Genomic DNA, 24,368 nt, shown 5'->3' on the forward strand with positions numbered 1-24,368 from the left:
TAAATTACTTAATAATTTTACATTTTGGAGGGGTATTTTGGTTGAAAAATCGACTGAATATAGAAAAACCAAAATTCTGGTTACCATGGGACCATCTCTTGAAGAAGATTTTGAAAAAAGTCTTGAGTTTATTGATGGGATTCGTTTTAACATGTCTCATGCGAATAAGGAAAATATTGAAAAATATCTCGATATTTTAAATAAAAAAAATATTGCGAAACTCATGGATTTAAAGGGAAATAAGATTAGAATAAAAAAATCAGCTTTTTCAGAACTTGTTGAAAATCAAATTGTAAAAATTGGAAAAGATATTTTAATTTCATATATCCCAAAATGTATTGAAAAAGACCAAAATATCCTGATTAATGATGGAAAAATAAAATTAATCGTTGAAAGTGTTGAAAAAGAGATAATTGCACGTGTTTTGGTTGGGGGAACCTTAAAAGAAAAAATGGGCGTAAACTTTCCTGATGGGTGTTTTCCAAACGATTTAACAGTTGAAGATATAGAAAACGTGAAATTTGCAATTGAAAATGACTTTGAATATATTGCGCTCTCGTTTGTTAGAAGTGAAACGGATATTTTGAATTTAAAAAATTTAATTAAAGAAAATTCCGGAAATTGCTCAGTTATTGCAAAAATTGAAACCAAAGAAGGCTTGAAGAATATTGATGAGATTTTAAATCATTCAGATGGAGTAATGATTGCGAGAGGAGACCTTGGAGTTGAAGTAGCGATTGAATATTTACCGATAATTCAAAAAAATATCATAAAACTTGCAAATGAAAAGGGAAAACTTGTAATTACTGCAACACAGATGCTTGATTCAATGGTTAATAATCCATATCCTACAAGGGCAGAAGTTACTGATGTTGCAAATGCAATATTTGATGGAACTGACTGTTTAATGCTTTCAAATGAAACTACAATTGGAAAATACCCAATTGATTCAATAAAAACTCTCGACAATATTGCAAGGGTTTCAGAAGGAGATATTTCAAAATACAAACAAGAAATCAACTTTGAAGAACATTCAATATATTCCGGAATTGCCTACGCAGTTGAAGCTCTTTCAAAAAAATTAAATCCTAAAATTATAATCACCCCTACAACGTCTGGAAAAACACCGCTCAGAATTTCAAAATTCCGGTTTAACTCGCCAATTATTGCACTTGCTCCTGAAAATATAATTTTTAGAAAATTAAGACTTGTGTGGGGAGTAATTCCAAAAAAAATTGATGAAATCGGAGATGTTGATGAAGTACTTGAAATATCTAAAAATATTGCGAAAGATATGATTAAAACAGGGATATACGTTGTAACGCTCGGGCACCCAAAAGGCGAGAAAAAAACAAACGTTATAAAAGTTGAGAGCATATAATCAAACAACAGCTTTAAAAAGGAGATTTAAATGCACCCTACAAAAACACTTCACGGAGCAAAATCAAAATTGCTTGATGGTAAAAAACTCGTTGTAGCAGTTACTTCATCAATTGCAGCAATTGAAGCGCCAAGATTGATGAGAGAATTAATCAGACACGGTGCTGAAGTTTACTGCATAATGACTGAAGAAACAAAGGATATTGTTGGAAAATACTCACTTGAATTTGGATGCGGAAACGAAGTAATGGACAAAATCACTGGAAAAATCGAACATGTTGATTTATACAATAACTGCGATGGAATTATAGTTTTTCCGGCAACTGCCAATATAATATCTAAAATTTCACTGAATCTCGCAGATAACATTGTAAACACGACTGCAATGATGTTTTTAGAAAAAAAACCAATTATAATTGCTCCGTCAATGCATCAGAACATGTTAGATACGGTTAAGGGTCATATAAAAACGCTTTCTGAAAAAAATAACGTTTTTGTAATGGGCTCAAAAATGGAAGAAGAAAAAGCAAAAGCAATTTCAATTGAAGACGTTTCAGAGCTTGCGATTGATGTATTTTCTGATAGAAAAGAAGAAAGGAAAAAAGTGCTTATTCTAGCGGGCGGAACTGCTGAACCAATTGATAAAGTAAGAGTAATTACGAACCTTTCTTCTGGAAAAACTGGCATTTCACTTGCAGAAGAATTTTGTAGACAGAATTACGACGTTGAAGTGATAAAAGGACTTGGAAAAGATATTCCATATTATATAAAATCAGAAAATGTTGTTACTTCAGAAGAAATGCTTGAAAAAGCGCTTGAACGTGGTGAAAACGCGGATATAATTATTTCATGTGCCGCAATTTCAGATTATGCTCCTGAATCTAATTTTGAAGGAAAATTAAGTTCCGATATCGAAACACAAGTTATAAACTTAAAACAGACTCCAAAAGTTTTGGAAAGATTAAGGAAAGAATTCCCTAAAAAAATTATTATTGGATACAAAGCAGAATATGGGATAAATTTAGACGAATTAAAGGAAAAAGCGCAGTCAAGACTTGAAAAATATAATTTAGATGTAATTGTTGCAAACGATCTTTCAAAACATTATTTTGGCGATGATTTAAACGAAATTTTGATTATTGATAGAGAAAATACCCTGAAAATTTCTGGAACTAAAGATGAAATATCCAAAAAAATTGTTGAAGTTGTAAATAATCTCTAAAAGGGATAGTTTGGAATACAAAGATGAAATTGGAGTTATTGGAATCGATGATGCGCCATTTAACAAGTTTGATAAAGAAGCGCTGATTATTGGAACATATATGAGGGGAAATAAAATAGTCGATGAGATATACTTTAAAAAAATAGAAAAGGATGGCTTTGATTCGACTGAAAAAATTTTAAAAATTGTAAAAGATAAACATTTTACAAAAATAAATGCTATTTTTTTAGATGGCGTTACATTTGGCGGATTTAATATTGCAGATATTGTTAAAATCTACGATGAAACAAAAATTCCAGTAATTGTAATTATTGAACGAAAACCTGACCTTTTGAAAATAAAATCTGCTTTAAAAAAACATTTTTTTGAATTTCCAGAAAAAATTGAAATGATCGAATCTTTTCCAAACCCAGAACCTTTTGAAAATATAGTCATTCAATATATTGGAATAAGTTTTGAAGATGCTTGCAAAATAATTAAAAAAACAAGGCTTAGAAGTAAAATTCCAGAATGCCTTAGAATTTCACATATTGTTGGAAGGGGATTTTTGAATATTGACTAAAAGACTTTTTTATAATGGGCAAAAAAGCACCTGAAGTATGCTCGGTATGTAAATATTTCCAAAGTTATTTTTAAGTAAAAAAAGAAAATTATTAAAGTATAAGAAAAAAAGGAGGCTTTTTTTATGCCAGATTTTGGACATCCATTTGCAGGGGTTGCAAAAGACAAAAAATTAACTGATGAGGAATTAATTCGTGCTATACGTTTTATGATCGCAGCTGAATATGAAGCAATACAGCTCTATATGCAGTTAGCAGAATCAACGGATAACGAACTTGCTATTGAGGTCTTAAAGGATATAGCTGATGAGGAAAGAGTACATGCTGGAGAGTTCTTAAGACTTTTAAAAGAGCTTAGCCCAGATGAAGAAAAATTCTATGCCGAAGGTGCAGAAGAAGTTGAGGAAGAAATTGAAAAGCTAAAAAGTAAATGAAGTAAATATTAATAGCAAATATCATTTAAAGAGCCCTTTTGGGCCCTTTAATATTGCTCTTTTATATAAAAAAATTTAAATTCTAAAATTAATTCCAGAATGTCTGAGAATTTCACATATTTATGGAAGGGGCTTTTTAAATATTGACTAAAAGACTTTTTTATAAAAAATGGGGAATTATTAACTGTTATTTTCTTTTTAAAGGCCATTAATGCCCTTAGTTTCCAAAATCAAATAAAAAAATATTAATAATAGTTTTTTCATATTTTTTCTGTCTATATAAGAAGTACGGAGGAATAACATGGAACTAAACGGTGTAGTAATTGAAGACACATTCGCAGAAGGATTCCCGATCTGGGTTTCAAGAGTATTGATCACAGCAGCAACAGAAAGATTAGCAAAAGCAGCTGCAACTGAAGCAACAGGATTTGCATGCTCAGTTATCATGTGCCCAGCTGAAGCAGGTATTGAAAAATACGTATCCCCTGCAGAAACACCTGATGGAAGGCCAGGATACATTATTGAAATCTGCCACCCTAAGAAAGCAGAATTAGAACACCAATTATTAGAAAGAATCGGACAGTGTGTATTAACAGCTCCAACAACAGCAGTATTCAACGCAATGGGCGAAGATGCTACAGAAGAATTGAAAGTTGGTTTCAAATTAAAATACTTCGGTGACGGATACGAGAAAAAAGTAACCTGCGAAGAATGCGGAAAAACACTTTACTCAGTTCCAATCATGGGTGGAGACTTCCTCATTGAAAGTAAACTCGGAATTAAAAAAGGAGTTGCAGGAGGTAACTTCTTTATTATGGCTGAAAACAATATGGCTGCATTAATGGGTGCAGAAGCTGCAGTTGATGCAATTAGCCAAGTTGAAAAAACAATCACACCATTTACCGGTGGAATCGTTGCTTCAGGAAGTAAAGTAGGATACACAAACCCTAAATACAGTTTCATGGCTGCAACCACAAACGAAAAAATGTGCCCTACATTAAAAGACACTGTTGAAGGAAGCGAAATTCCAGCAGATGTTAACGGGGTTTATGAAATCGTTATCGACGGTATTGACGAAGCTGCAGTTGCTGCTGCTATGAAAGCAGGAATTAAAGCTGCCGTAACAGTTCCAGGCGTTAAAAAAATCACTGCAGGAAACTACGGTGGAAAATTAGGTCCTTTCCAAATACAATTACAAGGATTATTCTAATTCTTTTTAACTACTTTTATTTTTTATAATGCAATTTACACGACTATTTAATCAGGAGGTTTTATTTTGAAACCAAAAAAAGCTCTTTGTAAGGACGTCCTTGCAGAATTTACGCTAAACAAATCATTTAATACATACAGGGGAAAAATCGTAAAATGCGATTTTAATGGGTTGATTGAAGGGGTGGTGATGCTAAATAAAAAAAATCATCACTATTTTTATCCGCTTAGTGCATTGCACATGATAAAACCGATAAAGTGCGTTCCGACAAACATTTTGCCAAAAACTTCGCTTCCAACAAATCCAAAAGAAATTCATTCAAAAGAAGCGCTTTCGAGAATCGTTGGTAGAACCCTAAAAGTATGCTATGATAACCCGAAAACTTCGTATTTGGGAAGACTTTTAGGTTTTACAAGAGGAATTTTTTCATGGACATTAGTTCTTGAAATATACGGGGAAGTTTTTATCCTGATAAATCCCGATTACATCTCGTACTATGGGACGAAATGGAGATTACCAAGAAATAGTCCGCCATTTAAAGCTCCGTCACTCATGAACCTTACAAAAACTACAATGTACCTTAAAAAATGTCTTTTAGAGGAAGTAACTCTCGAAATGGACTATCCGAGAATAAATATTGACGATAAAGCATTTGTGTATCCTCAAGGAATACAGTCAGAAGATGAACACTTGAAAAGACAGGTTTCTGGATTTTTAAAAGAACAGGGTTTAAGATTTTAAAATAAAAAAATTAAATAATTATCCGATGTAGCTTAAATCATCGTGATGTTGTGGAGCTTGCATTCCTTGCTCCTGCATCTGTACTTTTTCTAAGAATTTTTCCATTTCTTTTGCTCTTTCATCGAGTTTTTTCATGTCGATTTCAAACCCGATTGCTTTTGAAAGCATTTCAAGTACATTTCCAGCAGATTTTGGGTCAACAAGGTAGCCCGGAGTTTCACCCATTAAACAAATGCCTTCAATTCCTTTTAATTTTGAAAATTTAAGCATTAAACCTGCTGCACCGATTATACTTCCGCCATCGGTTCTAAATTCTGCACCAAGTTCTTTGTGCTGTTCTGAAAGTTCTTTTGAGGTTGATGCAACAAACACTTTTAACTCATCGGAAATTCTTCCAATTCCAAATCCGCCGAGTGTGTATGTTTTTGTAGCACCGTATTTCATTGCAATGTCTACAATTCTTTCTGAAAGAACGTACTGTCCTTTTGGAGATAATGCTTGGGTATTTCCAAGAACAATTATCATTGGAACTGGTTCTTTTACAAGATAAAATTCGTTTTTCATGTATTCAATTGTTCCATCGTCTTTTACAACGATTTGTGGCGGAAAATCATCGCAATAAAGTTCAAGAACCTTTTCACCGTTGAATTCTTCAACAATATGTTCTGCAGCTACTCTTCCAACGTGCCCGATTCCAGGAAGTCCTTCAATTAAAACCGCATCTTTTAAAGGTTCTGCGTCAATTAATTTGTTCTCAATAATTTTTACCATTTTATCCCCTGAAATCCATTTAATTAATTTTTAAACAATGTTTTATAATTTTTTGCATATTTTCTAAGTAATATAATCTTTTCTTCTGAAAGGTTTAATAAATGCATTATTTTCTTTGATATATAGTTTTCCCCAAATAATAAAGACATTGCACTTGTAAAGTTTTTAGGGCCGTGTTCACGAGCCTTGTCGAAATCTATAATATAAATTCCTTTTTTTGAAACCATTATATGTTTTCCACCCTGAATTTCAGTGTGGTCGATTTTATGAAGATCTAAACGAAGACACTGCCTTAAAGTTTCTTCAATTACAAATAAAATCTCTTCAGGAGTTAAATTATCAATACAATCCTTTAACATTTCCCCATCAACAAATTCCATTACCATGTGATTTTCAGAATACTCGTAAACTTTTGGGCCCACACCAAATGAATTAGTTTTTTTTAAGATTCGCCCCTCGTTTGGAATTGTAATTTTTGGCGTATCGAGCCTTGGAATTTTTACTGCTAAAATAATATGATTTCCATATTTATCAACATATTTATCGCTAAATGCTTTAAAAACAACTCCCCTATGTCCCCTTCCAACGTACTCCGTAAATACAATATATTCTGAAAGTTTTATTAAAATTTCCCAGTCAAATAATGTTGAAGAAATAGCGTTGAGACCCGCAATATCTATTTTTAAATCTAAATTGGCCATATTTGCACCAAATACGTTTTAAATAATCTCCATATTTAAGTTCCTGCGATAAGGATTAATTAATAAATTATATATATCAAAATTAATATGTTAATTTTAAGGAGGGATACGATGGATAATACAGTGTACGTTGGAAACAAAGGCGTGATGAACTACGTCCTTGCAGTGATTACTCAATTTAACTCCGAAAATGCTGATGAAGTTATTATAAAAGCCAGAGGCAAGGCAATCAGCAGAGCCGTTGACGTTGAAGAAATGGTTAGAAAAAGATTCATGCCCGAAATTAAGATTAAAGAAATAAATTTAGGAACTGACCAAGTACAGAGTGAAGATGGAAAGTCCATTAACGTATCCACAATCGAAATAATTCTTACGAAATAATTATTACTTTTTTAATAAAAATTAAATTAGATAGTTAAAATATCTTTTAATTCAATTAAAGACTGTTCTCCAGTTTCCATATTTTTCAAAGCGACTTTTCCTTCCAAAATATCATTTTCGCCAACAATTATTACTTTTTTAATGCCCTTTGTATTCGCATAATTTAATGCTTTATTTAATTTTCTGCCCATTAAATCTAATTCTACTGCTTTTCCAGCTTCCCTTAATGTTTTTGCAATTTTCAAACACTCATTAAGAAGCATATCGCTACTTTTAACCGGAACTACAAATATTGATTCTTCTTCAACTTCAAAATCATCGATATTTAACATTATTCTGTCAAAACCGTAAGCAAAACCAACAGCAGGGCTTGGTTCACCCTCGAAGAGCTCGATTAAATTATCGTACCTTCCACCACCGCATACCTGTCTTGCACCTTCTCTTTTTCCGTAAATTTCAAAGACCATTCCGGTATAGTAGTCAAGTCCCCTTGCAATTCCGAAGTTTATAATGTATTCGTGAGGCACAAATTCAAGAATGCTGTCAAGATTTTCTAAAGCAGCTATTGAACTTTCAAATTCAGCTAATTTTTCTTTTAATTTGGAAATTACTTCTCTTCCGCCTTTTAAATCGAGAACTTCAAATACTTTTTCTGAAATTTCAATATTTTTTTCGGATTCTATTCTGTTTAAAGCTGATTTTAATCCATCCATATCTTCTTTATCGATAAGACGTCTTATTTCATTTCCTTCATCGTCTGAAAGATCGTATTTTTCAAAAACACCTTTTAAAACACCGAGGTGTCCAATGTTTATTTCAAAATCCATGTTAATTTCTTTTAAACCTTCTATTGCCATGTTTATAACTTCTGCATCTGCAATAGGTTTATTACTTCCAATAAGTTCAGAGCCCATCTGCCAGAATTCCCTGTACCTTCCAGCCTGCGGGTTTTCATACCTGAAACAGTTTGTAAAGTAGTAGAGTTTAACTGGTTTTGGAGTATTTTTAAACTCGTTTATGTAGAACCTTGCAACTGAAGACGTCAATTCAGGTCTTAAACCCATTTCTCTGTCTCCATGGTCTTTAAAAACAAAAAGCTGTGTTCTGATTTCGTCTCCTGTTTTTTTAGAGAGTAATTCAAAGCTTTCGAATGTAGGCGTGTTTATTTCAGAAAAATTATAACTGTCAAAAACTTTTCTAAGTTTTTTTTCGATTACTTTCCTTTTTTTCATTTCTTCAGGTAAAAAATCCCGTGTACCTTTAGGTTTTTGAAACATGATCATCAACTCTAACAAATTTAAGTGCGTAAATTTTAAATTTTAATGAAAAAAGTAAAAATTATTGTTTTTCGACTGGCTCGTCGCTTAATATTTTGTTTATATCTTCTTCCATCATGTGTCCTTTAACTGTAACGTTAACTTTTTTAACTCCTTCGAGTTCCGCTACAACGTGTTTTGCACCACCAGCCATGTGAATTACACTCATACAGCCAGGGTTTGTAGGTGTTAAGATAAATGAAACGATTCCTTCGTCATTAACTTCTACATCACTTATGAGTCCCATGTCAACAATGCTGATGCCCATGTGAGGGTCTGCTATCTGTTTTAATGCATTCAATACATCATCTTTAGAAACCATAGTTTTCACCTTTTCTGGAAAATAACATAACTTGAATTTCTTTTTATATAAATCTGCATTATTGGATTTAAGACGAAAAAGGCATGATTATGGAGTTAATCTCTGCCTGTCTCTTGGGAATAATACACATTCTCTGATGTTGTCCTGTGCGGTCAAAACCATTGCAAACCTGTCAGCACCAAGTCCCCATCCTGCGTGTGGGGGCATTCCAAATTTGAATGCTTCAAGGTACGTCTCAAATGAATCTGGATTCATACCCATATTTGAAATATTTTCAACTAAAAGGTCGTATTTGTGAACCCTCTGAGCTCCTGAAGATATTTCAAGCTCTTTGTACATCAAATCAAATGCTTTACAGACTTTATTGTCGTTTTCATGTGGGAGTGTGTAAAATGGTCTTGTCTGTGTTGGCCATTCAGTAATAAAGTAAAGGCCACCCATTTCGTCACCAACTGCTCTTTCAGCAGCTCTTGATAAATCTTCTCCCCATTCAATTTCTACGCCTTTTGAAATTGCAATATCGATTGCTTCGGTGTAGGTTAATTTGTCAAATGTTTTTTCAGGAATTTCCCAGTTTAATTCTAAGAGTTCAATTTCCTGAGGTCTGTTGTATTCAATATCTGCGTAACAGTTGTAAACTACTTTTTCAAGCATTGCCATAGCATCTTTTTCGTTTACGAATGACATTTCTGTATCGATTGAAACTGCTTCGTTTAAGTGTCTTCTGGTGTTGTGTTCTTCTGCCCTGAAAATCTGTGCAATTTCGAACACTTTGTCAAATCCACCAGCCATCATCATCTGTTTGTAAAGCTGTGGGCTTTGGCCTAAAAATGCCTCTTTTTCAAAGTATGAAATAGGGAATAATTCAGTTCCACCTTCTGTCGCACTTGCAACTAATTTTGGAGTGTTTACTTCGACAAATCCTTCGTCTGCAAACGTTTTTCTGATTGATCTTAACATTTCAGATCTTATTTTAAATATTGCCTGAATTTTAGGTCTTCTGATATCTAAGAACCTTTTGTCGAGTCTTGTATCGATTTCTGCAGGAACTTTTTCTGAAGGATCGAGTGGAAGCGGTGCATCGGCCTTGTTAAGTACTCTTATTTCAATAGGAATTACTTCAAATCCTTTTGGAGCTTTTTCGTTTGCAACTACTTTTCCCCTGATTGCAATTATATCTTCTTTTCCTAATTTTTTTGCAATCTCAAATGTTTCTTCGTCGACTTTCTGTTTTGGAACTACTGCTTGAATTGTTCCTTCCCTGTCTCTCAAAATTACAAATGCGAGTTTTCCTAAAGCCCTTATTGAGTGAACCCATCCCATCAAAATAACTTCCTGACCGTCCATTTCAGGAATTACTTCTTCTGAGTAGTGTGTTCTTCTCCAATCTGCTATTAAATACACCATTTCACCTTACAATCTAGTTAATTCATCTGTGATTCATTCGTAAACATTAACAAAACTAATGATTATTATGATATTTATACTGTAATGTAGAGTAGAGCGCATATTATAAAATGTTTTTCAAGTGTTTCATTTGGATTTATAGTTAAATCGAGAATTTTAAAAATATGTTAAATATCTAAAAAATATAAAAAAAGGTTAAAATTATTTGTTTGGATAAATTATCTCTTTTTCGGTAATTATTCCGGTGATCAATTCTGGAGGCGTGCAGTCAAATGCAAAATTGTATGCAGAAACCCCTTCTGCCACAACACGCACATTATCGATATGCGTTACTTCTGATTCATCCCTTTCTTCGATAACAATATCTTCAACCCGACTTTCAAAATCAAAAGTTGAATAAGGTGCTGCAACATAGAACGGAATATTGTGGTATTTTGCAAGTATTGCAAGCGAATACGTTCCAATTTTATTAAAAACATGATAATCTGAAAGGATTCTATCAGCACCAACTATTATCTTGTCGACTAGTCCTTTACTCATCACGAAACCTGCAGTATTATCACATATCGCTTTTACAGGAATATTTTCATAATTTAACTCAAAACATGTTAATTTTGCACCCTGTAATCTTGGCCGTGTTTCATCAGACAATACATTGATTTTTTTCCCATTGTAGTGTGCAAATCGAATTACACTCAAAGCAGTTCCATATGCAGATGTTGCAAGCGCTCCTGCATTGCAGTGCGTTAAAATGGTATCCCCATCTTCGAATAAAACTTCTCCGATTTCCCCGATTTTTTTGCAAAGTTCGATATCTTCTTCATGGATTAATTTAGCTTCTTCAAGTATTGATTTTCCAGATTTTTTCGCTGCAATAATTTTTTCAAGTGCCCAGAACAGATTTACTGCAGTTGGCCGTGTTTCTTTTAATTCAAGGCATGCTTTTTCTACATCATCCCCATTTAATTCAGCTAAAGCCATTCCGTAAGCTGCTGCAACACCTATTGCTGGAGCACCTCTGACAACCATGTCTTTTATTGCAAAACATACATCTTTGTAATTTTTGCACTCAAAATATACCAATTCATTTGGTAATTTCCTTTGATCAATTAATACAAGCTTTTTTTCTGAATCATTCCAAATTATAGGTCTTAAATCTTTATTCAAAATCTCACCATTATAAATAAGTCGAAGATACTAAAAATAAGTAACCGCAAATGACTATTTAATGTATGCACTTTTGTTAAAATTTAAAATTATTTAAGCATGATACTTCAAAATTCCTCTGAATTACAGGTGAACCATATGAAATATGTAAAGGAATTAATTAGCTACAATACCGCTAAAAATAAGGTTTTTGAAAAATTTGAAGAAGTATTGAACGATAAATTTGAAGAAATTGAAATAAAGAAGGCTTTTGGTAAAATCTGCTTTGAAGATATTTACGCTCCTTGCAATATCCCGATGTTTAACAGGTCTGCAATGGACGGCTATGCAGTAATTGCAGAAGATACCTTTGGAGCATCCCAAACAAACCCGATTATCTTAAATTTAGTCAAAAATGATTCATTAAATGAAGAAGAAATCTACAGGCTTTCTACTGGAATGAAACTTCCGAAAAACTCAAATGCAGTTGTAATGAAAGAATATACTAAAGAATACGATTCTTTCGTTGAGATATATACTGGAGTTCACCCTAATGAAAATGTGTCCAGAATCGGAGAAGACGTAAAAACTGGAGACCTTGTCATTAAAAAAGGAGATTTGATTACTCCTTACCACGTTGCTTTAATTTCATCGCTTGGAATTAAAAAAATAAAGTGTTATTCTTTAAAAATTGGAGTTATCGCAACAGGCGATGAATTACTTGATATCGAAGATCTTGAAAGTATCGAACAGCTCGAAAAAAGTGCGATGATTGTTAATTCAAACTCCATGATGGTTTCAGACCTTGTAAGAGAAACTGGTTTATCCCCAACAGCATACCGGAAAGTTCCAGATAATAGCGAAGAACTTGAAAAGGCAATTAAACAGGCGCTTTTAGAAAATGACATCGTTATTACCACTGGCGGAACATCTGTAGGAGATAGGGACTACACTATTGAGATAATTAAAAAAATTGGAAATTTAATATTTCACGGGGTTCAGATTAGACCTGGAAGACCTGTCGGCTTTGCAGAAGCTGAAATTGATGGAAAAAAGAAATTGTTATTCGTTCTTTCAGGATACCCTGTTGCATCAGCAGTTCAATTTGAACTTTTGATTGCAAATTACTTCAAACCTCGAAAATCAGTCAGACTCCAGATAAATCGAAATATCGCATCATCACTTGGAAGAACTGATATCGTAAGGGTAAAACTTGTAGAAATTGAAGGAATCACTAAAATTGAACCTTTAAGAATAACTGGAAGTGGGGTTTTGTCCTCGATGACGAAGGCAGATGGTTATATGATGATAAAGGAAAATATTGAAGGATATGAAAAGGACGAATTCGTTGAAGTTTACTTATTTTAACGGGTGATTTAAATGAATTATCTGATAATTCTTCTATTTTTTACAATTGGACTTTTTTCAGGATTTTATATACGTTCAAACAGAATTTACAGTACTTATCCGATAGTTTTAGTTTTTAACGTCTTGGTTTATGAAGCCTACCTTTTACATATGCTAAATAGCAGTTTAGCGTACATTCTGCCGCTTGAAAACATGCTAAGCTACATTATAATAAATAATATTTCTGTAGTAATCACAACCACGTTTGGCTTTTTCATAGGAGTTGTTTTAAAAGTGTTTACTGGTAACTCGTACGGCAGATGCTAAATATGATTTGAAAAACTAAAATAAAAGTTAAAAAAATAGTTAAAAAATTTAAAATGTAATTAAACGCCCAAAAGTGCTAAAAGGGCACCCATAAGACCCAGAACTGTCGCAAATAACGAAACAGGATATACTTGCCTGAAAGTAAATACTGGGGTGTATGCACTAACTACTGCAGAAATTATAGGGAATATTAGCGCAACTGCAAAGTTCATCATAATTGTTACTGGGTTTAAGATATCCGGTGCAATTCCAAGATATAATGTTGCAAACAAACTTCCAAGAGTTATCATTAAAAGTTCTTTTACGCTTAAGTAAAGTGCCCTGTATTTTCCAGAGTATTCCATTGTAGGGCCCTCTATAACGTCCGCTTTTGTGTGCATTATTGAAAATGGGTAGTCTTTTGTCATTATTATGTATCCTATAACGTATGCCAAAGCTCCAAATAACCCACCTAAAGTGAATAAAAAATTATTTCCAATCAAATTGACTAAAAATATCGATTTATGAGGTACGAATGGGAGTAGCGTTGCCAAATAAAATGGGAAAGATCCAACAGTGATCATTTTAAATGCCCTAACTGCTGAAAGCTGTCCTAAGGTCATCTTTATGGTGTTTAAATATCCGCTGCCTTTGCATTCATCAATGAACGGCATTCGAATACCCATTACGGTTGATGCAAGCGACCCCATTATAATATAGCCCATTTCCTCAATTTTTAAAAGACCGATGATACCAATCTCGTTTGAAAGAATGTGGAAATTTACTATTGTTGTTAATGCTAAAACCATCCATACTACAACAAAACTAACTAAGGGCATGAATTTGTACAGTTTTGGAAGATCCGAAACTGGCTCTTTTGCTTCCTTGTATAAATACTTAAATATCGCCCAAAAGCCCGGAGAAGATATTGATGGACCTTTTCTTTGCTGAATTCTTGCCTGAATTTTTCTCTGAATTCCAGGAATCCAGGTAGAAATCGCAAAAGCTATCAAAGGAATTCCAATCATTGAAAGGATAATTTCAAACGTTTCTATTGTTAAAATATTTTCAAACATAATCTTCATCACCCGTTCAAGATTTTTGGCAGGGCTTTTACAATTCCCGTGATAACATCTTCGGGTCTTGGCGGGCATCCTGGAACTTTTACATCAACAGGAATTATATTCTCAACTGGGCCGTCTATAAAGCTAGAAGTTCCTAAATCTGCTCCGATATTTTTATAAACTCCCCCCATCAATGCGCAGGCTCCTGCTGCCACCACTGCTTTTGGTTCTGGAATTTCATCGTATATTTTTTTAAGTGATGCAGAAACTGCTTTTGTGACACAGCCAGTTACCACCAAAACATCCGCTTCTCTTGGATTCCACGTTAAAAATACGTTGTACTGTTCAGCATCATAAAATGGAGACAGAACACAGTTTACAACTTCGATATCGCAACCATTGCATCCGCCAGTATAAACAAGCATGACGTGAATATTTTTCTTTCTTGAAAGCTCTTTTAACATGACTACACCTTACACTTTTGAGTTCGCTTTCTTTTCCCGCTTAACAATTCCCGAAATGTTAATTGAAAGTATTTTAGCAATCTTTGATAGCTGTTCTTCAGGAATTTCGATCGGTTTTTCGAGTAACTTTGAAAGATCTACTAAAACAAGGTCTTCTCCAACATGCCTTGGATGAATTGGAGATATTTCATTAAATAATGCAAATACGGGACAGAAATCATGACAGTATAAACAGTATACACATTTATCATAGTCTATTTTGGGTATTGATTCTTTGGAATAGGTTTCTGTAATTTTAACAGGTTCTACAGGTATCATTTCAATAGCCTTTGTAGGACATGCGTTTTTACACCCTCCGCAACCAATACAGATTTCAGAAAATACTGAGCGTGGAAGTTCAATGCCCTTTAAAATTTCTGCGGTCATTTCTTTTGAGGTATATCTGTCAGTTCCGAGAATTATTCGCTCCAGATTCTCGTAAAAACCAGAAATAAACACTTTTGTAAGTCCTTTTAACGTCATGATTATCCCTTTGCTTAAATTATTTGGTTTTTTCATTCCATGTTCGGTAGATTCTTATCGCTCTTGTAGGGCAGATGTTAACACATGCTGAACAGTATTCACACTTTTCAGTGTTTATTTCGCCTTTATTTATTGCATCGTTTGGACAGATTATGGTACAAAGCCCGCATTTTACGCAGTAATCGTCATCCGTTCTTATGTACGAATTTTCCCTATCCACTATTTTTTTGTATCCAGAAGTATTTTCAATAACATCTCTTGGACAGTGTATCGCACATTTTTCGCAAATTACACAGTTATCATTGAAAATAACTTCTGAATGTACCTTATTTCCACTTAAATTTAAACTATCAATTTTTACAGTGATTGCATCGTTTGGACAGACCATCGAACATGTTCCGCATGCAATGCACTCTTCTTTACCAACCAAATTGAATTTTGACCTTTCTTTGATGGAAATTGCATCTTCGGGACATTCTTTAATGCATAACTCACAGAGTACACATCCTCCATCAACAAATTCTCCCTTATTTATCCTGACTCCTTGAGGGCACTCTTTAACGCAAGTGTTACATAAAGTACAGGTTTTTGGATCGTAAAGTATTTTTCCGGTCTCAAATCTTAAAGCGTTTGAAGGACATTTGTCAACACAAAGACCGCAATTTATACAGTGTTTTTCAGGTTTTGCTTTAACGTCTTCTTTTGTTTTTACAACTTTAAATTCAGAAATTTCAAGAACGTCCTTAGGACATTTTGTAATGCAGTTTCCACAGAGTATACAGTTTTCGGTAACTTCACCGTATTCTATTGCATCAACAGGACACACATCCTTACAGATATTACATCTAGTACATCCATCAACCACTTCTAATTCAATAATCGTATCTTTAGGACATGAATAGATACATTTTCCACAACTACTGCATTTTTCAGTATCTATTGAAATTGAATGTCTTACTTTTCTCTCAGTCGGGTTTACAATTTTCACGTGTTTTGGTTCTTGGAATTCGTAAGTTTTACCCATCATTTTAAAAATTGTAGAGTACCTTTCCATCAACATTTTATTTTTGGTATCTTTAAGGCTGCTCGGGTCAAAGTAGAGTCTTGCATTATAAGGACATTCAGTAGTACAAAGTCCACACATTACACACATTCCAGTGGGGTAAGCTTTTCCAGTTGAATCTTCTCTTATATCAATTATATCAATCGGGCATACGTTTTTACAGATTCCACATCCGGTACAGAGTTTTCTGTTGACGTAATATCCCCCGTATTCGTTTTTCTTAATTGCGCCGGTTGGACATTCTTTTGCACATGTTCCACAGGTAATACAGGAAAAGGCTTTACCGTCAATCATCTTTATTGCATTTGTCGGGCAAACTTCCATGCATTTTGAAATTTCTTTATTTTTACAATTTTCACATTCTTCGTAAGTCCTGCATTTTTTGATGTCTGTTACTATCATATTATCGCCCGGAAATACCTTTAATTCCACTACCTATTAAAATTCCAACAATTCCTGAGAAAAATATGTGTGAAAAAGGTATTGCTTCATAATATGGCGTTGGACCCATTAAATATGAAATAAATAATGCTCCAAGTAACCATAAAATTACGTTATTTCTATTTTCGATTTTTAATCCCAAGAGGAGACCGACTAAAACGCCTATGATGGCCACAAAATTCAAATTTAAAGTCATGATTTGATTGAGTGCAAAATTGTACATTGTATCACCGACTATTCCCTGACGATGTAGTCTTTAACTACCTTTTCACCAGTTAATAGGAATGTAATTGTTGAAAGACCAGCTAATACCTTTAAACCTACTGCAATATTCAAATACGGAATAATTCCAGTATTTTCGAGTCCTGAAGGGGATAAAAATACAGGGTATCCAAATAAATCTCCAAAATTAAAGAGATAATACCCTGAAACAATTATTCCAAGAACACCTAACGTCATGAATAATATTGCTCCAAACGATTCCAATGACTCTAAAAAGTGGTGTTTAAATTTAACAGGAGTTTTTGATCCAAATGCAACTATGCTTAAGATATATGCTGCTGCAATTAATGAACCGCCCTGGAATCCCCCACCTGGAGTTATGTGTCCGCCCAAAATTATGGAAACTCCCAAAGACATTAATAATATACTGAAAGGCATTGCTAAAACCTTAATTATTGAAGTAAATCCAGTTTCGGTGTCTGATTCTTCGTTAGATTCCGAATAAACTTCCTTTAAAAATTCTGTTTCGAATAATCCCCTTCCAAAAACCATTCCCGTAACTAAAACGGATGTTACAAGAATCATACATTCCCCTAAAGTATCGAAACCTCTCCAGTCAAACAGAACTGCCGTTATCAAGTTTGGAACGATGTAATTTTGTGTGTAAATATAATTTACGCCCTCTACGACATTTATATTGAATATCGAATATAATATTGCCGATCCAAAGAATACAAATGACAGAAAAACTGCAATTTCTCTTTTTTGAGTCATTTTACCACCTTATCTGGCAAAGTAAATAACCATTGTCAGAATTCCCGAAAACATCGAAAGCCAGAAAAGCTGGTTATTTACATCGTTTGAATTTTCTTTTTGAAATTTGAATATTAATGGCATCCATGAGTACGCTAAACCGATTACAGAAAGGCCGATCAGTACCATTAAGAGATTTCCATATACTCTAAAAATTAAAAATAAAGAGAGGATTAAAAATCCATAAAGCGTAAATTCAGCCGTTAAAACTGCACCAACAGAAATTCCATCTCCGTGGTTTTGTTCATCCATTTCTTTTTTGAAATCGCCGTAAGTCATTTTATCACCGAATCAGACTATAACGTCCATACCCTTCCAATTTCATTTGCAAATGGATAGATAATATCTGTTGCAAGGCTTGGGAATATACCTAAAAGTACGCACAAAAATGTTAAAACCGCAAGTGAAAATACTGCGTATTTCGAAGGTTTTGCTTTTTTGTATTCTTCAATCTGTTCCTGACTGCAAGGCTTTAAGTAAATCAGGTAAAATGCCTTCATCATCGATACAAACGTTCCGATACTTACAAGAATCATGATGATTGCAAGTTCAGGCATATTGACATTCATTGCAGCTTCTGCTAGCAGTAATTTACTCTGGAATCCATTAAATGGTGGTACACCGCTGATTGCAAGTTTTGCACATAAAACCATGAACGCAGTTGCCGGAATTACTGGAAGAAGGCCGCCAAGTTTGTTTAAATTTCCTGCATTTCTTCTTTCGACCAAATGGGCACCCAAAAACAGAGCACTTTTATAAATCACGTGGTTTATTGCGTGGAATATTCCTGCAACAATTCCTAAAGGAGTTCCAAGCGCAATTCCTGCTGCAACATAACCGCCCTGACTTATAGCATGGTATGCAAGCAATTTTTTATAATCATTTTGTAATAGTGCCATTACAACTCCGAAAACCATTCCTAAAACGGACAGTGCAATTAAAACTCCTTGTGTACTTGTAAAATAAGAAAGTCCACCAAATAACTTAAAAATCACGAGTAACAGTGCAACCAGTACGAATTTTGAGTAAGTTTGAAGCATTGCAGCAATGAATGGTTTTGCTCTCGCATAAATGTCTGCTTTTACGGTATGGAACGGTGGAAGTCCGCTACCATAACAAAGTCCGATAATAAGCATTAAAAGTCCGCCATAAATTGTTGGAGTTGAAGGATTGTTTAAAAGGAAATTGTGCATATCAGAAATATTTAAAGTTCCGGTTGCAGCTAAAAGCATTGAAACTCCAAGTAAAAGAATTGAACCCGCAAAATTACCAAGTATTAAATATCTAAAAGCAGCCCTATAAGCTTTTTCGGTACCCGATGCAATAACAAGTCCGGTTTGTGCAATTGCAGCTATTTCATAGAATACATAGATATTGAACAAGTCATCTGCCATAACTACTGCTGAAACACTCGCTAAACCCATTAACATTAAAGCTACAAAGAGACCGTTTGACTTTTTTTCTCCAAGGCCAGTTATCAATACTAAAGAGCCAATTAACATTATAACGGTGATAATAAGCTGTTTCACGGGCGTATAAAGGTAAGATATTCCTGAAATAAGCCCATTTTCTAAGCCGTGGGCTCCAAAATTATAAATTCCGTAAGATCCAATAAATGGAAGTGCTAACAATAGAATAGCCATTAAAAGCGTCATTGGCCTGATTAATTTATCTTTCCCGTTAAGATAATTGAATATGATGGCCACGAACATAGGAAAAACTACAATCAGGGGAAGTAAGTTCATTGAGCTCACCGTTTAAAGTTAAATCGTTAGTCTTCTTTCAAGATTTCTGAAGATTTTAGAGTTTTGTATTTTTTGTAGAATACTATTGAAAGTCCAAGCATTATTGCGAGCATTGAAGCTTCGATAACGATATTTGTAAGAACAAGCGCTTGAGGAAGTGGGTAGCTTGCAAGAGTTGAAAACAGTGCAAATTCCATTTCTGGTGCCTTTATAGGAACTATTCCGCCAGTGTATCCTATTGCAATCAGTGTTAAATTTACGCCGTTTCCAAGCGCAGAAAGTGCAATAATTTTTTTTAGAACATTATCAACAAAGAAAGTCCCATATAACCCGATAACAATTAAAATACCTGCAGTTATAAAGGAAGCAAGTTGTAAATCCATATTACCACCGTTTGGGACCAAAAAACTCGATTTAAAATGTTAAATTTAAAAATCCTCTTAATCTATCATTAATTATAATGATAAATACCTTTAAAAAACTAGATATATATAGATTATGGTAAATGCAATTGACGCGATTTTAAATTTAAAATTAAATAAAATGGTCTAAAAAAGTAGGAATACAGATTATCTTTTTTAAAACATGGTAACTTCGAAAAAAATAAAAAAATTAATTATTTTTTATGTTCCCATTCCTTTTTCTTCAACTCTTCGCTTTTTCTCTGCTGGGCCTGGCGTTCCTGCTTAGCTTGTTTTTGCCGCCCCTCTTGTTTCTTTTGTTCTGCCCGTCTTTTTTCTTCAGGCATTGTAATCACCCCGTTTTTTACAATTAAAGATATTTTTATAGATTTATATATACATTATCAATTTAAAATCGGCTTTTTTTAAATTAAACTTTTTAAAATGGATATTTATCCGCATCAATTTTGGAAAAAGAATTTAAAAAATGGTGTCTTTTGAAAAAAAATAATAACGACACTTTTATATTTTCAGAAGCTTAGTAGTTATATTCAGATTCGTTAAAGATTATAAAAAATACCCCTGCGTGATAATTATGGCCGTAAAAGTCGAGAATTTAACAAAACGGTATGGAGAAAAGGTTGCTCTTGATAACGTTAGTTTTGACGTTAAAAAAGGGGATATCTTAGGCATTATAGGAAAATCCGGTGCTGGAAAAACGACTCTCATAAAGATGCTTCGGGGGACTGAAAGTTTTGACGAAGGAAAAATCGAAGTTTCTGGAAAAACGGAAAATTTAAGGGAAATTACTGCGATTCACCTTCAGAGAAACTTTGCTTTGTGGGCAGAACCTGCAATATTCAATATTATAAGGAAACTCTATGCAGTTAGAACCAATTCCGATGAAGGCCTACCTGTTGAAGAAGAAATGGAAGAATATAGAAGAGATGCTACGGAAATTTTAAAATTAGTTGGTTTAGAACATAAAAAGGATGCTTACTCAAATATTTTAAGTGGCGGGGAAAAACAGAGACTTATTTTAGGAAGGCAGATTGCAAAAATTTACGAAAAAAATGGAGATGGGGTACTTTTACTTGATGAACCTGCGACAATGGCATGCCCTGCTTCAAAACAGATTCTCCTAGATGTTTTAAAAAATATCAACGAAAAATTAGGCGTTACAATAATTATAACTTCACACCTCCCAGAAATTCATAAATACTTGTGTAAATCCTGTATTTTAATTGAAAACGGGAAAATAGTAATGAAAGATACTCCAGAAAAAGTAGTTGACGAATTTTTAAAAGATATGGTTGAAAAATATGATAGAATCTCCAAACCTACTGAAAAAACTATTGTAGAAGTTGAAAATGCATCTAAAAGATACTACGTTGTGAACGGTGGAGAAACACTCAATTTAAAAGATATTTCTTTTGAAGTTAAAGAAAAAGAAATCTTGTCACTTCTCGGCCCGAGTGGAACTGGAAAATCTGTAATTTTAAGACTTCTTGCAGGTCTTGAAGCACCCGATAAAGGAATAGTTAAACTCGAAGGAATCGATTTACTGGATTTTGGATGGGAACGGATGAATTTAAGACGAAAAATTGGAATTATGCACCAGGAATTTTCCCTCGCACACTATTTAACTGTAAATGAACTTTTAAAATACAGAATTGGAGTAAAAAGTATTGAAACAGTTGCAAGTGCAAAATCAAAAGCTGCTGAACTTGGAATTTCCCCAAAAATGGTTGATGGACTCTACCAGCTTTTAGATCTTCCAGAAACTGAAATGCGAAACAAACTTGATAAAATTGGAATTTCTGAAATGGTTGTAAGAAAGCTTTTCCCAGCAAAAACTGTTGAATACGATGCCAGTGAACTTTTAGATGCGCTCGATTTAAACAAAGAAACGTTAAACAAAAAACCAACTGAATTAAGCGGCGGGGAAAAAGTAAGAGTTGCAATGGCACTTCAGCTTGCATTGGAACCGGAAATATTATTGCTAGATGAGCCATTTGGAGATTTAGACCCCCTAACACTTAGAGAAGTTTCAAACTACCTTAAAAAAATAAACGATACTGTTGGAACTACCATCATATTAATAAGCCACCACGTTGAACTAATAAAAGAGATAAGCGACCGTGCAATCTTAATCGATGAGGGAAAACTTTTGATGGAAGGAAATCCAAAAGAAGTGTGTGAAAAGTTCATTGAAAGAAGTAATTCAAAGTTTATGAATCAATAAACTTATTTTATAATTTTTTCTGAAAATCTAATGAAAATATACCCAAATATTATTCCAAGGAGCATTCCTCCAAGCACGTCGTGTGGGAAATGCACTCCAACATAAACCCTGCTAAATGCAACTAAAAATGCCCATAAAAGCAACAGCACTATTTTAAATGACTTTTTTGAATCTAAATTGATTGAATTTTTAAGATTTCTCGCAAAAATTATCCAAAATCCAAATGCAATTGTTGTGTGCCCGCTTGGAAAGGATGGCTGTGTTCCCATATATTTTAAAAGAATTACGCCCTCCAGCATTTCATAAGGCCTTGGCTCGCTTACCCCATACTTTATGGCAAAAACGAGTATGGATAAAAGAAACATTGCAAATAAAACTTGGATTAAAACTTTTTTATCGTTTTTAAATGAAAAATAAGAAATTAACAAAATCGAGATATATACGGTATCACTTATAAAAATAGTTAAAAAATCAAAAATGGGGTTTTTAACTCCCGAATTCACTAAATAAAATAAATCAATATCCGTTTTTTGTAAACTTTTTAGTAACATTAAAATTTCACCAAATTTTATACTGGTGAAATTACATTAATACCTTATCTTTATGTGTACCAGCTAGGCCTACGACTCGGTACAATAAATAATCCAAAATTTATTGTTAAAATTACAAGAAAAAAAGATGGTGATTTTTTTGGATGAAAATGATAAAAAAATCAAATCTATGAAATTTAGAGTTTGTGAAGATCAGGAAGAAGAAATTAAACGTATGGCAAGAGAGTGCGGATTTCAAAATGTTTCGGAATTTGCAAGAGTTTCAATGAAATTCTATTACACTATGAAAGATGTTTTAAGATCAGTTATTGACTTTGATTCTAAATTAGATATCCTACTTGAAAGTACAGAATCAATCAATAATTCTTTTGAAGATCATAGAAAAATCGTTGTAGAAACTGCTGAAAAAGTAAATAAACTTTATCGACAGGAAGAGCTTGAAAATATTTTAAAAGAAATCATGAATGTACTTCAAGCCAATTATCCAAAAGGATACCAGATTCATGAACTCATTGATCTGATAGGTGCAGATATCGATCCAAAGAAAAATGATCTTTTCTGGTACGTGGTAAATGAAAACAGATTTTTCAAATGCTACGTAAGTGTTGACAATGAATTTATCAGTTTAAGAGAAAAACCTCTCTGGTCCGGTTATGAACTAGATTCATTTGGTGTTCAAAATGGAATCTGAACGGATAAATATATTAAATACTCATTCGCAAAAGATTTTCAATGAATTTTTTAAATATATCCAGCATAAAAGCTTAAGTTACAATAAAAACCTCAAAAATATCATTTTAAACTTTATGGAATTCATAAAAAAGGATTCTTTTATGAATGTTGAAGTTTCAGATGCAATATTTTATTACAATAATAAATCCTGTTCAAAAAACACTAAATTGTCATATTTAACTTATTTAAACGTGTTTTTTGACTTTTGTGTGGATAATAACTATATTGCAAAGAATCCGATTTCAAAATATCGAAAATCAATGAAACCCTCGAAAAAAGAAAGAGTTTATCTCACAGAAAAACACCAGGAACTGGTATTTTCAAGGCTTAAAGATTTTGAATTTCGTTTCATGTACGTGTTTTTAGTCCAGACAGGACTTAGAAGGGGCGAATTTTTAAATTTGAAATTTATTGATGTTGATCTTGACGATAGGATAATTCATGTTAAAGGTGGAAAAGGAGACAAATACCGTTTTGTCCCGATATCTGATGAGCTCTATATGTACTTAAAAAGATGGAATTATGAAAGAGCATTACGATACCCTGTTGATGACAGCTATTTTGTAAGCAAAAAGGGAAAAAGGCAGAGTAATAAAATATATGCTTCATTTTCTGAATATATCGATAGAGCAGTTCCAAACTTACATATAAGAGTTACACCGCATATTTTAAGGCATACATTTGCAACAAACTGCATAAATAAAAAAATGGATTTGAAAACACTTTCTTTGATTTTGGGTCATGAAGATATTGCAACTACTTCGATTTATCTTCATAAAAACAAAGAACAGATCAAAAAAGACTTTTTAGAAGCTTTGAGATAAAATTTTATTATTTTTTACGTTTTGATCAATTAAAAAA

At 33.4% G+C, this 24,368-nt stretch carries 29 protein-coding genes; 12 read left to right on the plus strand and 17 right to left on the minus strand.

What is annotated here, in order from left to right:
• Positions 1-37 precede the first annotated feature (37 nt).
• The 6 genes from pyk (at position 38) to HNP90_RS02255 (ending at position 5,547) form a co-directional block, all read left to right on the plus strand.
• On the plus strand, positions 38-1,381 hold the full coding sequence (gene pyk / locus HNP90_RS02230; protein ID WP_011977237.1) for a pyruvate kinase: 1,344 nt from the start codon (positions 38-40) through the stop codon (positions 1,379-1,381).
• A 30-nt stretch (positions 1,382-1,411) separates the two neighbouring features.
• On the plus strand, positions 1,412-2,602 hold the full coding sequence (gene coaBC, locus HNP90_RS02235) for a bifunctional phosphopantothenoylcysteine decarboxylase/phosphopantothenate--cysteine ligase CoaBC (protein ID WP_011977238.1): 1,191 nt from the start codon (positions 1,412-1,414) through the stop codon (positions 2,600-2,602).
• A 10-nt stretch (positions 2,603-2,612) separates the two neighbouring features.
• Positions 2,613-3,164 (plus strand): endonuclease dU, encoded by a 552-nt coding sequence (locus HNP90_RS02240; protein ID WP_011977239.1) that lies wholly within the window; start codon positions 2,613-2,615, stop codon positions 3,162-3,164.
• 123 nt (positions 3,165-3,287) lie between these two features.
• The gene (locus HNP90_RS02245) at positions 3,288-3,596 is read left to right on the plus strand and encodes a ferritin family protein (RefSeq protein WP_011977240.1); all 309 of its coding nucleotides are present in this window, start codon (positions 3,288-3,290) and stop codon (positions 3,594-3,596) included.
• Positions 3,597-3,897: 301 nt separating this feature from the next.
• A complete protein-coding gene (fhcD, locus tag HNP90_RS02250) occupies positions 3,898-4,806 on the plus strand; it encodes a formylmethanofuran--tetrahydromethanopterin N-formyltransferase (RefSeq protein ID WP_011977241.1) in 909 nt (302 codons plus the stop codon).
• Positions 4,807-4,872: 66 nt separating this feature from the next.
• Positions 4,873-5,547, plus strand: coding sequence for a hypothetical protein (locus HNP90_RS02255; protein WP_011977242.1), 675 nt, complete (start codon positions 4,873-4,875; stop codon positions 5,545-5,547).
• A gap of 18 nt (positions 5,548-5,565) precedes the next feature.
• On the opposite strand, the gene HNP90_RS02260 is transcribed toward HNP90_RS02255, so the two are convergent.
• The gene (locus HNP90_RS02260; protein ID WP_011977243.1) at positions 5,566-6,318 is read right to left on the minus strand and encodes a proteasome assembly chaperone family protein; all 753 of its coding nucleotides are present in this window, start codon (positions 6,316-6,318) and stop codon (positions 5,566-5,568) included.
• A 23-nt stretch (positions 6,319-6,341) separates the two neighbouring features.
• Entirely contained in the window at positions 6,342-7,019 is a 678-nt protein-coding gene (locus tag HNP90_RS02265) for an RIO1 family regulatory kinase/ATPase domain-containing protein (protein ID WP_011977244.1), read from the minus strand.
• Positions 7,020-7,130: 111 nt separating this feature from the next.
• Between HNP90_RS02265 and albA the strand changes: the two genes are divergently transcribed.
• Positions 7,131-7,400 carry a DNA-binding protein Alba gene (gene albA / locus HNP90_RS02270; protein WP_011977245.1) on the plus strand — a complete coding sequence of 90 codons (270 nt, stop codon included), beginning with the start codon at positions 7,131-7,133 and terminating at the stop codon, positions 7,398-7,400.
• A gap of 26 nt (positions 7,401-7,426) precedes the next feature.
• On the opposite strand, the gene hisS is transcribed toward albA, so the two are convergent.
• From hisS to mtnA, 4 genes are all read right to left on the minus strand, one after another.
• Positions 7,427-8,683, minus strand: a complete 1,257-nt coding sequence (gene hisS, locus HNP90_RS02275) for a histidine--tRNA ligase (protein ID WP_011977246.1) — start codon at positions 8,681-8,683, stop codon at positions 7,427-7,429.
• 55 nt (positions 8,684-8,738) lie between these two features.
• Complete coding sequence (locus HNP90_RS02280; protein WP_011977247.1) at positions 8,739-9,038, minus strand: metal-sulfur cluster assembly factor; 300 nt, start codon at positions 9,036-9,038, stop codon at positions 8,739-8,741.
• 87 nt (positions 9,039-9,125) lie between these two features.
• Entirely contained in the window at positions 9,126-10,442 is a 1,317-nt protein-coding gene (aspS, locus tag HNP90_RS02285) for an aspartate--tRNA(Asn) ligase (RefSeq protein WP_011977248.1), read from the minus strand.
• Between the two features lie 204 nt (positions 10,443-10,646).
• Positions 10,647-11,612: an S-methyl-5-thioribose-1-phosphate isomerase gene (gene mtnA, locus HNP90_RS02290; protein ID WP_011977249.1), complete on the minus strand. Its 966-nt coding sequence runs from the start codon at positions 11,610-11,612 to the stop codon at positions 10,647-10,649.
• Positions 11,613-11,750: 138 nt separating this feature from the next.
• On the opposite strand from mtnA, the gene HNP90_RS02295 reads away from it, so the two are divergent.
• Both HNP90_RS02295 and HNP90_RS02300 read left to right on the plus strand, forming a co-directional pair.
• Entirely contained in the window at positions 11,751-12,959 is a 1,209-nt protein-coding gene (locus HNP90_RS02295) for a molybdopterin molybdotransferase MoeA (RefSeq protein ID WP_011977250.1), read from the plus strand.
• A 12-nt stretch (positions 12,960-12,971) separates the two neighbouring features.
• Positions 12,972-13,265, plus strand: coding sequence for a hypothetical protein (locus HNP90_RS02300; RefSeq protein ID WP_011977251.1), 294 nt, complete (start codon positions 12,972-12,974; stop codon positions 13,263-13,265).
• Positions 13,266-13,324: 59 nt separating this feature from the next.
• Here the strand turns inward: HNP90_RS02300 and HNP90_RS02305 are convergent, their stop codons facing one another.
• The 10 genes from HNP90_RS02305 to HNP90_RS09385 all read right to left on the minus strand — a co-directional run bounded on the left by HNP90_RS02305 (position 13,325) and on the right by HNP90_RS09385 (position 20,326).
• The gene (locus HNP90_RS02305) at positions 13,325-14,320 is read right to left on the minus strand and encodes a respiratory chain complex I subunit 1 family protein (protein WP_011977252.1); all 996 of its coding nucleotides are present in this window, start codon (positions 14,318-14,320) and stop codon (positions 13,325-13,327) included.
• A gap of 8 nt (positions 14,321-14,328) precedes the next feature.
• On the minus strand, positions 14,329-14,772 hold the full coding sequence (locus HNP90_RS02310) for an NADH-quinone oxidoreductase subunit B family protein (RefSeq protein WP_011977253.1): 444 nt from the start codon (positions 14,770-14,772) through the stop codon (positions 14,329-14,331).
• A gap of 9 nt (positions 14,773-14,781) precedes the next feature.
• The gene (locus HNP90_RS02315; protein ID WP_011977254.1) at positions 14,782-15,294 is read right to left on the minus strand and encodes a 4Fe-4S binding protein; all 513 of its coding nucleotides are present in this window, start codon (positions 15,292-15,294) and stop codon (positions 14,782-14,784) included.
• 19 nt (positions 15,295-15,313) lie between these two features.
• A complete protein-coding gene (locus HNP90_RS02320) occupies positions 15,314-16,759 on the minus strand; it encodes a 4Fe-4S binding protein (RefSeq protein ID WP_011977255.1) in 1,446 nt (481 codons plus the stop codon).
• 1 nt (position 16,760) lies between these two features.
• Positions 16,761-17,021 (minus strand): hypothetical protein, encoded by a 261-nt coding sequence (locus HNP90_RS02325; RefSeq protein WP_011977256.1) that lies wholly within the window; start codon positions 17,019-17,021, stop codon positions 16,761-16,763.
• Between the two features lie 11 nt (positions 17,022-17,032).
• A complete protein-coding gene (locus HNP90_RS02330; RefSeq protein ID WP_011977257.1) occupies positions 17,033-17,794 on the minus strand; it encodes a Na(+)/H(+) antiporter subunit B in 762 nt (253 codons plus the stop codon).
• 9 nt (positions 17,795-17,803) lie between these two features.
• Positions 17,804-18,112: a hypothetical protein gene (locus HNP90_RS02335; protein ID WP_011977258.1), complete on the minus strand. Its 309-nt coding sequence runs from the start codon at positions 18,110-18,112 to the stop codon at positions 17,804-17,806.
• A gap of 17 nt (positions 18,113-18,129) precedes the next feature.
• The gene (gene ehbF, locus HNP90_RS02340) at positions 18,130-19,578 is read right to left on the minus strand and encodes an energy conserving hydrogenase EhbF (protein WP_011977259.1); all 1,449 of its coding nucleotides are present in this window, start codon (positions 19,576-19,578) and stop codon (positions 18,130-18,132) included.
• Positions 19,579-19,604: 26 nt separating this feature from the next.
• On the minus strand, positions 19,605-19,961 hold the full coding sequence (locus HNP90_RS02345) for a cation:proton antiporter subunit C (RefSeq protein ID WP_011171573.1): 357 nt from the start codon (positions 19,959-19,961) through the stop codon (positions 19,605-19,607).
• Positions 19,962-20,194: 233 nt separating this feature from the next.
• On the minus strand, positions 20,195-20,326 hold the full coding sequence (locus HNP90_RS09385; RefSeq protein WP_258558897.1) for a hypothetical protein: 132 nt from the start codon (positions 20,324-20,326) through the stop codon (positions 20,195-20,197).
• 248 nt (positions 20,327-20,574) lie between these two features.
• Here HNP90_RS09385 and HNP90_RS02350 point away from each other — a divergent pair, with 248 nt between their 5' ends.
• Entirely contained in the window at positions 20,575-22,224 is a 1,650-nt protein-coding gene (locus tag HNP90_RS02350; protein ID WP_011977260.1) for an ATP-binding cassette domain-containing protein, read from the plus strand.
• 2 nt (positions 22,225-22,226) lie between these two features.
• Here the strand turns inward: HNP90_RS02350 and HNP90_RS02355 are convergent, their stop codons facing one another.
• Positions 22,227-22,775: a phosphatase PAP2 family protein gene (locus tag HNP90_RS02355; RefSeq protein WP_011977261.1), complete on the minus strand. Its 549-nt coding sequence runs from the start codon at positions 22,773-22,775 to the stop codon at positions 22,227-22,229.
• A 139-nt stretch (positions 22,776-22,914) separates the two neighbouring features.
• On the opposite strand from HNP90_RS02355, the gene HNP90_RS02360 reads away from it, so the two are divergent.
• Both HNP90_RS02360 and HNP90_RS02365 read left to right on the plus strand, forming a co-directional pair.
• Complete coding sequence (locus HNP90_RS02360) at positions 22,915-23,466, plus strand: hypothetical protein (RefSeq protein ID WP_011977262.1); 552 nt, start codon at positions 22,915-22,917, stop codon at positions 23,464-23,466.
• Positions 23,456-24,331, plus strand: a complete 876-nt coding sequence (locus HNP90_RS02365; RefSeq protein ID WP_011977263.1) for a tyrosine-type recombinase/integrase — start codon at positions 23,456-23,458, stop codon at positions 24,329-24,331. The genes HNP90_RS02360 and HNP90_RS02365 overlap by 11 nt, the downstream gene beginning before the upstream one ends.
• Positions 24,332-24,368: the final 37 nt, after the last annotated feature.

Source organism: Methanococcus maripaludis (assembly GCF_013760955.1).
Classification (GTDB): Archaea; AGJL01; Methanococci; order Methanococcales; family Methanococcaceae; genus Methanococcus; species Methanococcus maripaludis_A.

Excerpts from the sequence above, each read along its gene's own strand:
- HNP90_RS02330 (WP_011977257.1), bottom strand. The coding sequence starts at position 17,794 with ATGACTCAAAAAAGAGAAATTGCAGTTTTTCTGTCATTTGTATTCTTT.
- HNP90_RS02245 (WP_011977240.1), top strand. The coding sequence starts at position 3,288 with ATGCCAGATTTTGGACATCCATTTGCAGGGGTTGCAAAAGACAAAAAA.
- HNP90_RS02350 (WP_011977260.1), top strand. The coding sequence starts at position 20,575 with ATGGCCGTAAAAGTCGAGAATTTAACAAAACGGTATGGAGAAAAGGTT.
- HNP90_RS02365 (WP_011977263.1), top strand. The coding sequence starts at position 23,456 with ATGGAATCTGAACGGATAAATATATTAAATACTCATTCGCAAAAGATT.
- HNP90_RS02300 (WP_011977251.1), top strand. The coding sequence starts at position 12,972 with ATGAATTATCTGATAATTCTTCTATTTTTTACAATTGGACTTTTTTCA.
- HNP90_RS02265 (WP_011977244.1), bottom strand. The coding sequence starts at position 7,019 with ATGGCCAATTTAGATTTAAAAATAGATATTGCGGGTCTCAACGCTATT.
- ehbF (WP_011977259.1), bottom strand. The coding sequence starts at position 19,578 with ATGAACTTACTTCCCCTGATTGTAGTTTTTCCTATGTTCGTGGCCATC.
- HNP90_RS02305 (WP_011977252.1), bottom strand. The coding sequence starts at position 14,320 with ATGTTTGAAAATATTTTAACAATAGAAACGTTTGAAATTATCCTTTCA.
- HNP90_RS02355 (WP_011977261.1), bottom strand. The coding sequence starts at position 22,775 with ATGTTACTAAAAAGTTTACAAAAAACGGATATTGATTTATTTTATTTA.
- coaBC (WP_011977238.1), top strand. The coding sequence starts at position 1,412 with ATGCACCCTACAAAAACACTTCACGGAGCAAAATCAAAATTGCTTGAT.
- fhcD (WP_011977241.1), top strand. The coding sequence starts at position 3,898 with ATGGAACTAAACGGTGTAGTAATTGAAGACACATTCGCAGAAGGATTC.
- HNP90_RS02315 (WP_011977254.1), bottom strand. The coding sequence starts at position 15,294 with ATGACGTTAAAAGGACTTACAAAAGTGTTTATTTCTGGTTTTTACGAG.
- hisS (WP_011977246.1), bottom strand. The coding sequence starts at position 8,683 with ATGATCATGTTTCAAAAACCTAAAGGTACACGGGATTTTTTACCTGAA.
- HNP90_RS02310 (WP_011977253.1), bottom strand. The coding sequence starts at position 14,772 with ATGTTAAAAGAGCTTTCAAGAAAGAAAAATATTCACGTCATGCTTGTT.
- HNP90_RS02260 (WP_011977243.1), bottom strand. The coding sequence starts at position 6,318 with ATGGTAAAAATTATTGAGAACAAATTAATTGACGCAGAACCTTTAAAA.
- albA (WP_011977245.1), top strand. The coding sequence starts at position 7,131 with ATGGATAATACAGTGTACGTTGGAAACAAAGGCGTGATGAACTACGTC.
- HNP90_RS02320 (WP_011977255.1), bottom strand. The coding sequence starts at position 16,759 with ATGATAGTAACAGACATCAAAAAATGCAGGACTTACGAAGAATGTGAA.
- HNP90_RS02335 (WP_011977258.1), bottom strand. The coding sequence starts at position 18,112 with ATGACTTACGGCGATTTCAAAAAAGAAATGGATGAACAAAACCACGGA.
- HNP90_RS02295 (WP_011977250.1), top strand. The coding sequence starts at position 11,751 with ATGAAATATGTAAAGGAATTAATTAGCTACAATACCGCTAAAAATAAG.
- HNP90_RS09385 (WP_258558897.1), bottom strand. The coding sequence starts at position 20,326 with ATGCCTGAAGAAAAAAGACGGGCAGAACAAAAGAAACAAGAGGGGCGG.
- HNP90_RS02325 (WP_011977256.1), bottom strand. The coding sequence starts at position 17,021 with ATGTACAATTTTGCACTCAATCAAATCATGACTTTAAATTTGAATTTT.
- HNP90_RS02280 (WP_011977247.1), bottom strand. The coding sequence starts at position 9,038 with ATGGTTTCTAAAGATGATGTATTGAATGCATTAAAACAGATAGCAGAC.
- HNP90_RS02345 (WP_011171573.1), bottom strand. The coding sequence starts at position 19,961 with ATGGATTTACAACTTGCTTCCTTTATAACTGCAGGTATTTTAATTGTT.